The sequence below is a fragment of the Agrobacterium leguminum genome, assembly GCF_005144435.2.
In the GTDB taxonomy this organism is placed as follows: Bacteria; Pseudomonadota; Alphaproteobacteria; order Rhizobiales; family Rhizobiaceae; genus Agrobacterium; species Agrobacterium leguminum.
In genome coordinates this window covers 1-13,588 of the sequence record NZ_CP120216.1, presented here as the reverse complement: position 1 = coordinate 13,588, position 13,588 = coordinate 1, and the positions used below count along the sequence as shown (strand labels likewise).

Genomic DNA, 13,588 nt, shown 5'->3' with positions numbered 1-13,588 from the left:
TCGACAGAAGCAACGCAAGAGAAATCCGGGACCAAAGCCATGATGACCTATCCGACATTGTTCGAAAGCGCCGATGCGGCGTCCAACAGGAGTCAGTGGTGGTTTTTGGCGCTGGTCCGACTCGAATACGGCCTGCTGATCGTTACCGCCTTTTTCTCGCTTGGGTGGAGCGACACACGCGCATATTTTGCCGCTTATGCGATCGTTTTCGCTCTGTCGATGATCGTCATGGTCTATCGTTCAATGAAGAAGCCGGAGCGCACTTGGTATCAGGCCCGTGCTCTTTCGGAATCGGTCAAAACACTGAGCTGGCGATTTGCCATGCGGGCCGAACCTTTCGATGATGCCAAGTCAAGTGACGCACGACGCGATTTCCGCAATCTGCTGAGCGACGTCCTTAAGGCTAACCATTCGATCAGCGACGCACTAAGTGATCTGCAGTCCGATGGTGAACAGTTGCCAAGTGCCATGCAGGACATGCGGGAAAAAAAGTTGGAGGAGCGTCGCGCCTTCTATTTGCTCTATCGCATCGCCGATCAACGGGGATGGTATCAAAAGAAGGCCAAGACCAACAGCGCTGCCGCCCAATGGTGGGTTGCTATCTCATGTCTTGCGTACGGTTTCGGTCTGATCTTCATCCTAACGCGGATAGTTGATCCGACGTCCGTCAGCTGGCCAACCGAGCCATTGGTTGTCTTCGCCTCAGCCGCGATCGGATGGACGCAAATAAAAAAATTCAACGAACTGGCAGCCGCTTACACGCTTACAGCGCAGGAAATCGGCTTGGTGCAGAGCCTTATCGAGGATGCGGCGACCGCGGGAGAGTTTTCCGCCGCCGTTAACGAAGCCGAACTTGCCTTCTCACGCGAGCACACGCAATGGGCCGCCCGACAGCAGCAAGGAAATTAAGATGAGCTCGCACACCGACCCTTCTTACGTGATTTTCGACGGCGATAATGACGGCTGGGCTTACCGATTTATGCGCGGATGGAAGGCAAACGACCGGATCGATTTCAACTTTTTTGACGCCCACGATCTCGACACTATGACAAGCCGCGCTCATAGCGAAGCCTATGTAAAAAGCAATCTAAAAGAGCGGATGCGTCAATCGTCTGCTGTCATTGCACTAATCGGAGAGAAAACCAAAAATCTCTACCGGTTCGTTCGATGGGAATTGGAACTCGCTCTCGAACTCAGCCTTCCGATTGTCGCCGCAAACATCAACGAGAGCCGTCAACAGGACGCAAATTGCCCGCCGATCATCCGCGACCAGTGCGTTGTTCACGTGCCCTTTAAAATGAGGGCAATCCGCTTTGCGCTCGACAATTGGCCGGACGAATACCGGCGTATGAGCGCCACTGACAGGGGCGGGGGCGCCCGTCACTACGGTCCGCATATCTATGCCGAACTAGGGCTCTGAGCACGATTTCTAGTTTTGCGGCCAATTTTGCGGCCTAATTCTGGAGCACAATCATATGATCTCCCACGCCTACCTCCCCCTCCCTGTCGTTTCGCGCAAGCCGAGCTCACCGACGACATGTTACTAGGGGAGTACCGCATCCCTACATGGTTTCCTTATCCGCAGTTAGGGCAGTCACGGTCATCGGGGTATAGCTTGCCCCATCCCATTCTCCGCCCATCAGCCATTCAAGCGCTGCCATCCGACCTGATAATTCGCCTCGCTCCCACTCGTCGAGTTCACGTTTGTCGTCTTCGTCCAGTTTGGCTTCGAGATCCTCAAGTTGCCGGCGTTGTCGCCCGAGGATCGACCGTCTCATGATGCCTGGAGGCGTTGGCTTACCACGACTGTCCGGATCGTCGTCCACAATCACGATGCGCCCAGCTTCGATCAGCTTTTCGCGGTCTTTGATGTCGTGATAGCGGCTGATGTCCTCAAGTTTATCGATCATGTCCATGATCTCGGTCTTCTTGCGGGGCTCATCGAACTCGTCAGGCATGAACCGGTGAATTAGATCCATGCCAAACAGGCTAATCACCGACATTACATCGAGTGCAAAGCTTGCGCGGTTTTCGGGAAAGTACTCCGCAAGGTCGGGATGGGGCACGCGCCTGTCGCCGTTGACTTGGCTGAAGTCGCTATGGTTAGAGGTGATAAAAATGTAGGTATTTCCGAGATCCGGGTCGGCAGCAATCGCCTCGCGAAAGGCTTCGAGAATGAGCGCATCGGCTGTACTGTTGGTGCCCCTGTGGAAGGGTGCGAGTTTAGCCTCCGCCCGCCGACTGACACGCAGCCGAGCCGCGTCGCTCGTGGGCATGTTCGGGAACTCTTCGAAAAGCCTCTCAACTTCCCGGATTTCCCGCTCGGCTGCCTCGCTCTCTCGATTCATCTGTTCAGCTAAATCTTCGAGATGACGCGAAAGTTCAGCCGATTCGTTGGATCGCATAAACTTCCGTGCCAAGCGACCTGCCTCGCCTACATGATTGGCCATCCCGCTAGAAATCGCCTTGAGTGTCCTCACTTTGTTTCTATCAAATTCCTCAACGACGATACGCGGCACGATAAGGCCGATCTTTCCTTGGCGCACTAGATGCAAAAAGGCCTTAAGCCGTGGTCGAATGCGATAGTCCCCAAGCAGATCGAGCCATACACATGTGTCTACGAGGACCTTGAGCATAATGGTTGCCTCCTGTTTCCGGATGGGGAGTCGTGGATTTCAAGCCTTCCATTGACAGCGCCCCCTGCTGCGCCGATTCGGCCTCATCAGATAAACGCGCTTCATAGCACCCCCCATGCCCGAAACCTCCCCCTCCCCGTCATCTCGCGCAGGCCGAGTTCCAAAACAATCCGCCGCGCCGCCTGCGGCGTCACATCGAGCGTCTTCGCCACCATTTTGGTCGACACCAATGGCTTCGCCATCACCAGTTCAACGAGTTCCGGCAATTTCGAAGACGTCCGTCGCCCCTCCAGCTTTCGGTCCATTACCGTTTTCGCGAGCGCCAGCCGGTCGTGTTCTTTCAGCCCGATCTCGGCGGCCGTGGAGAAACCCTGGGCAATGGCGAGCAGCCGAGTTTCGCGATCGCGATGGCGGCGCCGATCGACAGGAATGGATTTCAGGCCGAGATTGACGGCGACGAGATGCGTCGCAGTAGTGACGCCGGCCTGGCGCAAGATTGACACGCAAAACAGCCGGCCGAGCCAGTGCGCATGTTGCAGCACCGCCAGCTCGTTCCAGGCGTCGAGGGCGACAATCGCCTGCAGCACCGCCGGTAAGTCTTGTGTCTGCCGCAGCACGCCGCGCCATTCCTCCAACCGCTCGTCCTCGTCCCAGTCGAGATCGTAAATCATCGGATCTCTCTCTTGCGTGCCGCCACGGCCGGGCCGTGATGCGTTCTCGATCGCCGCCTCCGATCGGGCGAGCACCGCATCGATCTCAGCATAGTCGACGCCGGGAAGAGTGTCGCCACCGTCCATATCTCCTTCCCCTTCCGGATCGATCGCTGCAGCGCGCCGGATGGCACCGGCCGTCTCCACCTCGTCAGTGCCGGTTGAGGTGATCTCCGAGGTCTGTCGGAGCGTGCGAATGCCGTCGGCCGACACCGCCCAGCCGGGCAAATGCCCGGCGATGCGCCGACGGGTGCGCAACACGTCGCCGGCGATGGTCAGCTCATGGGTCGGCGTGCGAATATCTTTCGCGGCGTCATGGAGGACGAGGTCCTCGAGGTGGACGAGCTCGCCGTCGAGCCACAGCGAGGCGCAGGCGTCGGCGAAATGCGAGCGTTCGATCCAGCCCCGCCCGACCGGCGAACGGGCGATGCGCTCGTCGAGGCGCGCAAGGGCGAGACCCGCTTCAAAAGCGGGCCCCATCAGGCTCAGAATGGGCAAGTTGGCAAAATCATAAGACATTGAAATCATGGTAAATGATTTGCTAAACGAACTCTATCTAAATGTTTCGGTTCCTCACTGCGCATGATGGCGGGTTGGCTTTTCTACCATCGATAAGTACCCCTTATCGGAAGTGAGCCATCAAATGGTGATTTTCTTGCCATCTTTGTTCCCCGAGACTATATTAAAACCACGCATTTCGAGCTGGAGCACCAAATATGTCCGAACCACAGCTTTCCGTCCGCAGCGCCAGGGCGAGAGACCTCGCTCATGCGCTTGCACACCGCACCGGCCAGCCGATCAACCGGCTGGTTGAACTGGCGCTTGAACGCTATGATCGGGAGCTGCGCCAACAGTCTGCCCGAGCACCAATCGATGTCCTGTCGGACTTGATGGCCGAAGGCCGGCATACCGTTGCGGCCGGTGTCACGTCGGCGCATGACGATCTTTACGACGAGAACGGGTTACCGCGATGATCGCCGTCGATACGTCGGTCATTCTGACGATGGCGCTCGCAGAGCCGGAAGCCGAACGCTTCACGACGTTACTGGGACGGGAAGCGGTGGCGATCGGGTGGCCGACGCTGCTGGAGGCGCGTATGGTGCTGACCGGCAAGGGCTTTCCCAACGCTTCAAACATCATCGATCAGCTTGTTCAACTGCCAAACGTCACCGCGGTCGCCTTCGATGACGCACATTACCGCGAAGCACAACGCGCGTTCGACCGCTTCGGCAAAGGCCGCCATTCTGCCGCGCTCAACATGGGTGATTGCTTTTCCTATGCGGTTGCCATTGTCGCCAAAGCGCCGTTGTTGTTCAAGGGCAACGATTTTAACAAGACTGACCTGAAAATTCATCCGGCATCCGCCGTGTGAGAAGAAACCACCAACCGGGCCCAAGAGGATTTTATGGAAGATCGCGTCAGATTTGCCCTCGAAAAACTGCTGAATGTCGCCCACCAGGATACCGGCCAGGGCCATAGAGCGGCCAATTTCCTGCTCGCCTGGTGGAACGCCGAGGTGCACGGCGGTTTCGATCTGACCGACCTTGCCAATGTCGATCGTGATGTTGCCGAGGACATGGTAACGATCTTCACCTTTCTCGCCCGGGAAGAAGACCTCGTCTACCCTGACGCCTATCGCGACGAGATCGAAAAAATCATCGCGCGCTGGCGACCGTAGATCGAGGCTATACAATGAAGTTCCAGCGTGCATCGACAACGCCACGATCCGCCGTCGACCGCCGCGCCGCAGAACTCGATACCATCGCCGCCGTCTTGCCGATCGAACGCCGCGATGAGCTTGCCGAGCTCCTGACTGATCGGGATGTCGAAACACTACGGCACCTTGTCAACGAAGGCATGGGCGACAATACGCTCAGGGCGTTGACATCCGATCTCGCCTACCTGCAGGCATGGTCGCTGGCGTCCACCGGCGACACTCTTCCCTGGCCGGCGCCCGAGGCACTGCTTCTAAAATTCGTCGCTCACCATTTGTGGGATCCAGAACGGCGCCGGGAGGACGCTTTTCACGGCATGCCGCTGGACGTCGATCAATCGATGCGTGATCAGGGATTTCTGAAAACGACAGGGCCGCATGCGCCCGACACTGTCCGCCGGCGGCTTGCCAGTTGGTCGACACTGACCCGATGGCGAGGCCTGGACGGCTCCTTCGCCTCCCCTGCCCTGAAATCAGCTATTCGGCTGGCCGTTCGTGCCGTCCCGCGGCAACGCCGCCGCAAGAGTGCCAAGGCTGTCACCGGTGACGTGTTGGCGAAATTGTTGGCCACCTGCGGCGGCGCCGATCTTCGCGATATCAGGGACCGGGCAATCCTGATGGTCGCGTTTGCGTCCGGCGGGCGCCGACGCAGCGAAGTAGCCACTCTCCGCAAGGAGCAGCTCACGAACGAGGAACCGGTTAGCGCTGAGGACGGTAGTCCCCTCCCCTGCCTCGCCATTCATCTCGGCCGCACCAAAAACTCGGGAGCCGGTCAGGACGAGATCGTCTACTTGAACGGTCGGCCGGTGGACGCGCTGAATGCCTGGCTCGAGGCTGCGAGAATCGACAGCGGCAGTGTGTTTCGGGCGATTGACCGCTGGGGTAATGTCAGCCTGCGGGCGCTCGATCCGAAAGCGGTCAACGATATCGTCAAGCAACGGGTGGCCAAGGCGGGGTTGGATCCGCGGGAGTTTTCAGCACACGGGTTGCGATCCGGATACCTAACTGAAGCCGCCAATCGGGGTATCCCACTTACTGAAGCGATGGACCAGTCCCGCCATCGGTCTGTCCAGCAGGCGTCGAGCTATTATAACAACGTCGCGCGGCGCAATGGCCGGGCTGCAAGGCTGCTTTGATTGCGCTTCCGTAACTGTGATCTACTCCTCTGCCTTCACACGAACAATTGCGTCAATTCGCCGAAGGCCGCCTCAATCTTTCGATGAATTTTCGTCCCCACGGTGAGGGTGCATTGAGCAAAGATGCCTGATCGCGCGCAAATGGCATCCTGTACTTAAGCCCGAGCTCAGTGTCGAGATCTCTCAGACAGGGCAGGGACGCCAAAAGAGTTCCCGGAAAACTCCTCGTGGAGCAGAAAACCAACCAACGACGCGGCAGCGGATAGTCACGGCTTTCTGCCGTGAGTCCTTCTATCAAGAGTGAATTTCTCCCTCACTCGACGGGCCTTATAGGGTCTTGGACCGCGCAGGAAAGATCCTGCAAAGAAGCTATAGTCGCTCACGTGGCCGAGGCGAAGAGGGGAGGGGCACTTCGGAGCAGGTGCAAAATGCCCAGCAACGCGGAGAGGGCGCTGTATTGAGCCTATCCATGGATAGATTCGTATACCGGGCTTGATTGGCGTTCTCCATTGCAGTCATCCCCGACTATCCAAGCAATTGAGGCGACGTCGGCGAGATTTGTGGCCGCCTGTAGAATGGGCTGTCGGCCGTTGCCCGAAAGCCAATCCTGTCAGCTGACAGGGTTTTGCCTGGCGAGTTCTGGATTTCGCAATCGTCAAACCCTTTCAACGGCGTCTATGCCGTTCCGGCTCTTATAGTTTCGGACTACGCGATCAAAGGTAAAGAATGAGCGAGCATTCTAGTCGCCACACAGTCGAGGAATAAATCCTGTCAGCTGACAGGATTTATAAGATGACATCGCTCCTGGAACTCGGCCTCAGCCTCACAGAGAAGGGAGGGGAGAGGAGGGGTGCTGTAACAATAGATCTCCCAAAGTAGGCGAGATGTCGACAGCCGAAATAGGACGAGGAATTCCGGGAGACGCCGACCGGGCTGTAGCGGTTCATTGTCTTCTCTATTTGCCAAAAGCCCGTTGTCCTGGCCACACTTGGCATTTTTTAGCGCACAGCGGTCAGCCTTTCCCCCACCAGGGAACTCGCGCATCGCCACTAAGCTGGTTCGCGATCTGCTCCGCGTACAGCACCGTATATCGGGAAATTCCGAGGAGGGTGCGGCACGTGACGCCTTGATGGCCGGGCTTGCTCCGATCTCGGAAAAGTTCGGCATGGAGGTGGCGCTGCACGATCAGGCAGAGCGGATGAAGGTTCTTTTGATGGTGTCGCGCTTCGGCCATTGCCTCAATGACCTGCTCTACCGCTGGCGCATCGGGGCGCTGCCGATCGATATTGTCGGTGTGGTTTCCAACCATTTCGATTATCAGAAGGTCGTCGTCAATCACGACATTCCGTTCCACCACATTCCGGTGACGAAAGAGAACAAGCCGCAGGCCGAAGCCTGGATCATGGAGATCGTGGAAAGCTCGGCTACGGAACTCATCGTGCTGGCGCGTTACATGCAGGTGCTTTCCGACAGGATGTGCGAGGCGATGTCAGGCACGATACCGTGCGCATCACCCATGCCCAGCCGGCTGAGGATTACTTGTCGCTCGACCGCGACGTGGAGGCGCAGGTGCTGGCGCGCGCCATTCACGCCCATATTCATCGGCGTGTATTCCTGAACGGTAGCCGAACCGTGGTGTTTCCCCCCGGTCCCGGCTCTTACGCTTCGTAAAGAATGGGAAGCAGGTTCGGTAATCTTGTCCGGAACCCGCGTCGGGTAATGCGAGCTTCTCTCGGGCGATTGCCTTCAGGCACAGGGCGAGTTCAAATCCGAGCAGTCGGCAAAAGGCAAAGCCTACGGCACTCTGGCCTTGGCTATCGACATATTGCCGCTGGATTTCCAGATCAGTGCAATGACGGAAAACCCCTTTCTATCATCGATGCGACTTCCGAAGACGAGCATCGTTTGAGCTGGGAATAGACACAGACCGCGCGCTTTTCGACATGCCAGTAGATCATGACGCCGCGCTCGCAATAACGGGATGCTATTCGGTCATCAGGTTGCAATCCTGGCACCAAACTTCACGGAATCCGATACGCGAGCCGTTCCGGCATCACCCCAGGCTGCCGTATTGCGAATTGCAAGCGTGGCGTTAGCGAATCGAGCGTAGGCTTCCAGCAAAGCACCCGGGTGAATGAAGCGGCGTTGCAGATGAAGAAGCTCCTCATAGCTAGCACCGGCGACCCGCTTCAGAGGGGCATTGGTGCCAAGACCATAGAGGCAAGGAAACAATCGTTGATCTAACACTGCCTTGGGTAGAGCAATACGGGAGGCTCGCCCAGAATCTCGAAGATCAGGTCGCGTGGAGAGAGTGGACTTTCCTGATCTCCTAAAATATCTGTAATCGAGCCATTTATTAGGGCTTTTGGGGGAGGGGACGAGTGACCTCTGCCGTATTCAGGTTGTCCAGCTTGCGCAAATCGATCTCATGTTCCAGACGATGATCGCGGAGCTGCAGCAACGGACTTTTGATGCGCAGTGGTCGGCCGATTTCCCACCTACTGGTCGCTATGTCTCTGTCAGGGTTGATAACCGCTCATACTGGCATTTCGATCAACCAGACGGCAAAGGCGGTCAAAAGCGGCGCTATGTCGGTCCTGCCGATGATGACGAGATCACAAACCGAGTTGAAACCTTCAGGGGCGAAAAGGACGATTATCAGAACCAGCGAAAGATGGCCGCGGCGTTAACCCGCGAAGCTGGTCTAGTTACTCCTGATCGCTTCACAGGCCAGTCGTTGAGGCGTTGGCATCGGCCGGTTTATTCCGGCTCCGTGGTATCCTCCTCGGCACAGTCGCGTTTCAATGTTATGCGGCCCATCTCGGTATCCGGCTGCCCATGGCCGCGATCCTGACAGGTGACGCGGACCTGGCACAGGATTACGTGATTTCAAGGGAGATCGAGGATTCAATTCCACCGATTGTCAATCTCCTTCAATCCATCGATCCGTCATTCCGCGCCGTGCCCCATGTCTCGGGTTCCCCCTCTCCAATGCCTTCCGTAGCTCGTCTGGTTACCGGGTAGAGTTCCTGACGACAAACCGGGGATCGGAAGAATACGCGGATCAACCTGCGCAAATGCACCGCCCTCGGCGGTGCGTCTGCCGAACCTCTCCGATACATGGATTTCCTGATCCGTGATCCGGTACGAACGATTTTGTTGCGTGGCACCGGTGTCTCGGTCGTGGTGCCCGATCCATCACGGTTCGCCGTCCACAAACTGATAGTGGCTGGCCGGCGACAAGATGATACCGGTGGCAGGGCAAAGAAGGAAAAGGACCTGCGCCAGGCCGGAATGTTGTTCGAGGCATTGCAAGAAACCGGAGCTAGTCGCGATCTGGGTGACGCTCTTCGCCAAGCATGGAGCAGAGGCCCCACTTAGCGAAAAGCGCTCACAGCGGGTGTTGATGCCGTCCAGAGGCGATATCAACCGGCCGTCCATCGCGCGTTCGGCATTCTACCGGCCGATGAAAGAGAAAAGGTCCGTATGATGTGACGCGCCGCGTCGCGCTTACTCTCGTCGCTGACATTCGATTTACTCATGATGTTCTTCTGGCCTCAAGGTTGGGAAAGAGGGGGGCTCCACAAATCTCGGATCTATTCAGTGACACGTTAACCTTTGAGCTTGTCCGATAAATCGCAGCCATGCCGCTGGACGTCATTAATCGCGCTCATCCGGCCGCTTTCACAGGATGGCCTGCCGCCCGCAGCAAAGCCATGAGTACGGGACCGAGGGAGAACTCGCCACGCCTCGCTCGGTTGGTCAGGTCCCTGAGGTACCCACCGGGCGAATTGATATGCCCGCCACGCTCCAGGATGCATGCGATCGTTACTGCCGCATTTTCTGCCCCCATCACCTCGCACGCTTCCTGATATGCAGAAGGGCTCACTCCCAGCATGGATCTGACGACCACGGCCGCCGTCATCAACTCTCGCCAATTTCGGATTTGTCCTTCAGGCCCGTAATTTAAAATCTCCGGGCAGGCCCGCAGTACAAGACTTATGGGAAACGTTTTTATCGGCAGGTGTTCAGTCTGATTTTCTGGCGTGGGCTTCGCTTCCAGCTCGTTTCTAGAGCTAGGTTCAAGTTCATTAGGGTGGTTGGTATTTGAATTCTGTATGTGACGCTCAATTTGAGCATCATTGCCAGTCATTTTTGATGAAAAGTCATCAAAATTCAGCAACTTGATAATGTCCTGCCGCAAGACATCCATCTCGCGCCCCAAATTCTGGAGATCTGCAAGGCTCGGCCTGCGAGGAATACGTCTTACAAGCTCCAGATACCGCGTTTCGATCCAATCCCAGTCACCCGGCGCGCCCTCTTCGACCGCCGCTGTAATCAGCTTGCGAATATCGCGCCGGCTTATTGTAAGGTTCTCCTTTGCCCTTCGGAAGATAATTCGTTCTGCGGCGACCTGCTGAGCAAGACAGGCCAGTTCTTCGGCACGCATCAAAAGCGGTGAGATATCAAATCCGAAGGCATGTTCGATTGATCCGTCACCATCCTTTCGGGCGTATCGCTTACCATTGGCGCTGTCTTTTCGAACAATAAGTCCCGCTTCGACCAGTAGTGCCAGATGACGACGCAAGGTGGCGCCCGCAATACCGTGCGCGCGGATCGAGAGCTGAATGTTCGACGGAAACACCACCAGCTGTGCATCCTGGCGAAGTTCGTTTTCGGGATAGAAGCTCAACAGCGCGTCAAGTACGGCAAGACTACGATCTTGTAGTCCCAACACCTCTCTCGCTTCCGAAGCGTCCCGGAAAACCTTCCATTTATCGGCTGAAGCGCCCTGCTTGATCCTGGCGGTAGCAATCTGCCTCCTCACCAGCGCAAGCGTCACCGGCCGCCGCCCAAAGGGCGTCGTTACCTGTCCATCTTCCATTGTCCTGCCTCTTCAAAAAGGCAAAAGGAAAACGCTCACCGAAACGGTGCCAAACACTCTTGACTAGGATTCATGGAAATGCGATTCTCAAGTTGTCACACATCGAGAAGGGCTTCCATGACGGCAACGTCTAGGGGGCCTTTTTCTTTTGCTCGTTCCCTTCCTTTGCAAATGCTGCGAAGCTTGTCCTTTGGCTTCGTCCTAACCTTTTAGTCTTTCGTGTGTGAACCGCTCCGCAAGAGCCGGCAGTTCAGCTTCAATGAATTTCAGGAATTCTGTTCCAGCCGTCGTTTCCGCAGAAATGCGGATATCCTTCGAAGACGCAACGTAGTTGCCCAGTTGCCGGCCTTCACCGTTTACGATTACCCGTGGGGACGTTTTCGGCGAAACCTTGGGCTTCAGGACGTCCAGGACAGCCAGAAATCTTTGATCGGAGTTCATCCGCTTTTCCACAGCTTGCGACAGCACGCCGTGAAGATTGTCCATCGCCTCGGAATTTTCCGAAAAAGCCTTCGCAAACTCAGCCCATCTCGGACGCCCGACCTTCGGGGCACGTCCGATCGCCTCGATCATGTCTGACGGCACGCTGCGATAGACTGCCCGCATCCGGGCGAGTTCTGCGTCATCGATGGAGAGGGCAGCATAGATATCGCGAGGCTTTACCCCGGCCTCATCCATGCGGCGTGCAAACAGGGCCCGTTCGATCCATGTCAGATCCTGACGGTCGGCATTCTCAATGCCCTGCGCAATGACAAGCTCGACATCGGAAATTTCGACTTCGATCGCCCTGACGGGGATGCCAAGCTCCCTTGCAGCCCGCAGACGGCGGTGTCCGTAAACAACCTGATAACGCTCCGGCGATGAGGGAGACTTGCGGACCTGAATCGGAACCTTCTGGCCTTCCGACTGAATGGAGTTGCGGAAAGCTTCGAAATCTTCTGCACCGTCATCTGGAAGACGATCCGGAAAGGGCGACGGATCGACCCTCGACGGATCGAGCTCCCTGATTGCGCCTCCACCCGATTCTACGAGCGCCTTCAGACGATCGCGTTCAGATTTGATGTCGTCGATGGCCCTGTGTGCAGCACCGATAACACCGGCACCGACGCGGGTCGGAGCAGCCGGCTGTTGCGGGACAGCGGACGTTTCGGCTGACAGCTTGTTTTCAAGTTCGGCCGACAACAGGCCGAAATTCGCAACGATGGACTTGCGCGACGACTTGGTCATGTGCGTCCCCAGCTACCATTGATCAGTTTCAGTATTGCCTCGTTCACAGCATCGACGGCTTCCCGGGCACGCTTGTGGGTATCACGTCCAATCTGGCCCATTTCAAGCTCGTAGATCGAGCGCTTCGCGAGCCCGGCGGCCTCAACAGCCGTGCTTTCGATCAAGGTAGGAAGCAGAACGTCAGTCCCGAACAGATGACGCATCATCGCGACGACCTGCGATTGCGGCGCGTCGTTGGGGTCGTGGCGGGTGACGAGATAGCGTATGAAGTCCTGGTCGAGTTGCGCACCGCTCTCGTTCAGCACGCTGATCAAATCCCCCATCATCAACAGGAACTGGCTCATGGAAGCGACGTCAAGCATCGCAGGATGGACCGTGATGATCATACTGGTCGCAGCGTAGATCGCGCTAAGCGTCAGGAACCCTAGCGACGGGGGCGTGTCGAGAATGACGACATCATAGTCCTGCTCGACCTCGGCAAGAGCAAGTTTCAGCCGCTCGAAGAAAATCGCGCCTGAACCTGATTTTTGTGCGAGCACCCGTGGCGTCTCGTGCTCATACTCCATCACTTCGAGATTGCCAGGGATCAGATCGATTCCTTCGAAGTAGGTCTTGCGGATGATGTCGCGGATCGGCCGACGTTCCGCATCGTCGTAACGAAGAGCGGCATAGATCGTTTCGTTCGCCCCGACATCGAATTCGGGTTGGGCGCCAAACAATGCGGACAACGATGCCTGCGGGTCAAGGTCGAGGGCAAGAACGCGGTAGCCCTGCAATGCAAGATAATGAGCGAGATGGACGCAGGTCGTCGTCTTGGCGCTACCACCCTTGAAGTTGGCGATGGCTACGACCTGCAGATGCTCGCCCTGGCGACGCCGCGGAAGAAACCTCAGTGCTTCAGCTGGCTTCTGGGCCGCAAAAAGCTCGCGCAACTCGTTGATCTGGGCGAGTGTGTAGACACGATGATTATTTTCCAGTCGGCCGGGAATCGGTCCGCGCCCTTCGCTCGACATGAGCTTCAACGTCGAATCGGGTATCGAGGTCAGCTTGGAGACTTCGTTCGTCAGGAACGGCCGTAGGCTCTTCTCCGATTTGGGAGGATACATACGCGTTCGAAGCTGCTGCAACTGCTGCGACAGCAGGCCCGCATGGCGCATGATTTTTCCGCCTGCGTCTTCTTTCGGACTGCTTGTCGTTCCTGCCTGTCTCGCTATCGCCATATCGCCCCCTTGGCGGGCAGCCTTCGGTTTGCCGACCATTGCCCGCCAAAGATACAACAT

The 13,588-nt window shown here is 57.0% G+C and carries 12 protein-coding genes and 3 pseudogenes; 9 read left to right on the top strand and 6 right to left on the bottom strand.

The window, feature by feature from the left end; all coding sequences use genetic code 11:
• Nucleotides 1-39: 39 nt before the first annotated feature.
• Together CFBP4996_RS26705 and CFBP4996_RS26700 are read left to right on the top strand one after the other, a co-directional pair.
• Nucleotides 40-909, top strand: coding sequence for a DUF4231 domain-containing protein (locus CFBP4996_RS26705; protein WP_080854992.1), 870 nt, complete (start codon nt 40-42; stop codon nt 907-909).
• A gap of 1 nt (nt 910) precedes the next feature.
• Nucleotides 911-1,420, top strand: coding sequence for a TIR domain-containing protein (locus tag CFBP4996_RS26700; protein WP_080854991.1), 510 nt, complete (start codon nt 911-913; stop codon nt 1,418-1,420).
• Between the two features lie 142 nt (nt 1,421-1,562).
• On the opposite strand, the gene CFBP4996_RS26695 is transcribed toward CFBP4996_RS26700, so the two are convergent.
• The gene (locus CFBP4996_RS26695) at nt 1,563-2,636 is read right to left on the bottom strand and encodes a PIN domain-containing protein (RefSeq protein WP_080854990.1); all 1,074 of its coding nucleotides are present in this window, start codon (nt 2,634-2,636) and stop codon (nt 1,563-1,565) included.
• A gap of 101 nt (nt 2,637-2,737) precedes the next feature.
• Nucleotides 2,738-3,874, bottom strand: a complete 1,137-nt coding sequence (locus CFBP4996_RS26690; RefSeq protein WP_080854989.1) for an RHE_PE00001 family protein — start codon at nt 3,872-3,874, stop codon at nt 2,738-2,740.
• Between the two features lie 188 nt (nt 3,875-4,062).
• Here CFBP4996_RS26690 and CFBP4996_RS26685 point away from each other — a divergent pair, with 188 nt between their 5' ends.
• From CFBP4996_RS26685 to CFBP4996_RS26665, 5 genes and pseudogenes are all read left to right on the top strand, one after another.
• Complete coding sequence (locus CFBP4996_RS26685) at nt 4,063-4,320, top strand: type II toxin-antitoxin system VapB family antitoxin (protein ID WP_080854988.1); 258 nt, start codon at nt 4,063-4,065, stop codon at nt 4,318-4,320.
• On the top strand, nt 4,317-4,718 hold the full coding sequence (locus CFBP4996_RS26680) for a type II toxin-antitoxin system VapC family toxin (RefSeq protein WP_080854987.1): 402 nt from the start codon (nt 4,317-4,319) through the stop codon (nt 4,716-4,718). The genes CFBP4996_RS26685 and CFBP4996_RS26680 overlap by 4 nt, the downstream gene beginning before the upstream one ends.
• Before the next feature lie 33 nt (nt 4,719-4,751).
• Nucleotides 4,752-5,024 (top strand): DUF7673 family protein, encoded by a 273-nt coding sequence (locus CFBP4996_RS26675; RefSeq protein WP_080854986.1) that lies wholly within the window; start codon nt 4,752-4,754, stop codon nt 5,022-5,024.
• Between the two features lie 14 nt (nt 5,025-5,038).
• On the top strand, nt 5,039-6,196 hold the full coding sequence (locus CFBP4996_RS26670; protein WP_162936139.1) for a site-specific integrase: 1,158 nt from the start codon (nt 5,039-5,041) through the stop codon (nt 6,194-6,196).
• Nucleotides 6,197-7,238: 1,042 nt separating this feature from the next.
• Nucleotides 7,239-7,867 (top strand): annotated as a pseudogene (locus CFBP4996_RS26665) (formyltransferase family protein).
• Here CFBP4996_RS26665 and CFBP4996_RS26660 read toward each other — a convergent pair.
• Nucleotides 7,867-8,470, bottom strand: a pseudogene (locus CFBP4996_RS26660) (Tn3 family transposase); the annotation flags it as partial. The pseudogenes CFBP4996_RS26665 and CFBP4996_RS26660 sit on opposite strands and share 1 nt — an antisense overlap.
• Nucleotides 8,471-8,624: 154 nt before the next feature.
• Here CFBP4996_RS26660 and CFBP4996_RS29585 point away from each other — a divergent pair.
• Both CFBP4996_RS29585 and CFBP4996_RS29580 read left to right on the top strand, forming a co-directional pair.
• Nucleotides 8,625-9,050, top strand: a complete 426-nt coding sequence (locus CFBP4996_RS29585) for a nucleotidyltransferase family protein (protein WP_424243874.1) — start codon at nt 8,625-8,627, stop codon at nt 9,048-9,050.
• Nucleotides 8,942-9,577 (top strand): annotated as a pseudogene (locus tag CFBP4996_RS29580) (GSU2403 family nucleotidyltransferase fold protein). Before CFBP4996_RS29585 ends, CFBP4996_RS29580 begins: the two are co-directional and overlap by 109 nt.
• Nucleotides 9,578-9,866: 289 nt before the next feature.
• On the opposite strand, the gene repC reads toward CFBP4996_RS29580, so the two are convergent.
• The 3 genes from repC to repA form a co-directional block, all read right to left on the bottom strand.
• Nucleotides 9,867-11,081: a plasmid replication protein RepC gene (gene repC / locus CFBP4996_RS26650; protein WP_080854985.1), complete on the bottom strand. Its 1,215-nt coding sequence runs from the start codon at nt 11,079-11,081 to the stop codon at nt 9,867-9,869.
• 201 nt (nt 11,082-11,282) lie between these two features.
• On the bottom strand, nt 11,283-12,308 hold the full coding sequence (gene repB / locus CFBP4996_RS26645; RefSeq protein ID WP_080854983.1) for a plasmid partitioning protein RepB: 1,026 nt from the start codon (nt 12,306-12,308) through the stop codon (nt 11,283-11,285).
• Nucleotides 12,305-13,588, bottom strand: coding sequence for a plasmid partitioning protein RepA (gene repA / locus CFBP4996_RS26640; protein ID WP_080854981.1), 1,284 nt, complete (start codon nt 13,586-13,588; stop codon nt 12,305-12,307). The genes repB and repA overlap by 4 nt, the downstream gene beginning before the upstream one ends.

Excerpts from the sequence above, each read along its gene's own strand:
- CFBP4996_RS26705 (WP_080854992.1), top strand. The coding sequence starts at position 40 with ATGATGACCTATCCGACATTGTTCGAAAGCGCCGATGCGGCGTCCAAC.
- CFBP4996_RS26690 (WP_080854989.1), bottom strand. The coding sequence starts at position 3,874 with ATGATTTCAATGTCTTATGATTTTGCCAACTTGCCCATTCTGAGCCTG.
- CFBP4996_RS26680 (WP_080854987.1), top strand. The coding sequence starts at position 4,317 with ATGATCGCCGTCGATACGTCGGTCATTCTGACGATGGCGCTCGCAGAG.
- repC (WP_080854985.1), bottom strand. The coding sequence starts at position 11,081 with ATGGAAGATGGACAGGTAACGACGCCCTTTGGGCGGCGGCCGGTGACG.
- CFBP4996_RS26675 (WP_080854986.1), top strand. The coding sequence starts at position 4,752 with ATGGAAGATCGCGTCAGATTTGCCCTCGAAAAACTGCTGAATGTCGCC.
- CFBP4996_RS26695 (WP_080854990.1), bottom strand. The coding sequence starts at position 2,636 with ATGCTCAAGGTCCTCGTAGACACATGTGTATGGCTCGATCTGCTTGGG.
- CFBP4996_RS26700 (WP_080854991.1), top strand. The coding sequence starts at position 911 with ATGAGCTCGCACACCGACCCTTCTTACGTGATTTTCGACGGCGATAAT.
- CFBP4996_RS26670 (WP_162936139.1), top strand. The coding sequence starts at position 5,039 with ATGAAGTTCCAGCGTGCATCGACAACGCCACGATCCGCCGTCGACCGC.
- CFBP4996_RS29585 (WP_424243874.1), top strand. The coding sequence starts at position 8,625 with ATGTTCCAGACGATGATCGCGGAGCTGCAGCAACGGACTTTTGATGCG.
- repA (WP_080854981.1), bottom strand. The coding sequence starts at position 13,588 with ATGTTGTATCTTTGGCGGGCAATGGTCGGCAAACCGAAGGCTGCCCGC.
- CFBP4996_RS26685 (WP_080854988.1), top strand. The coding sequence starts at position 4,063 with ATGTCCGAACCACAGCTTTCCGTCCGCAGCGCCAGGGCGAGAGACCTC.
- repB (WP_080854983.1), bottom strand. The coding sequence starts at position 12,308 with ATGACCAAGTCGTCGCGCAAGTCCATCGTTGCGAATTTCGGCCTGTTG.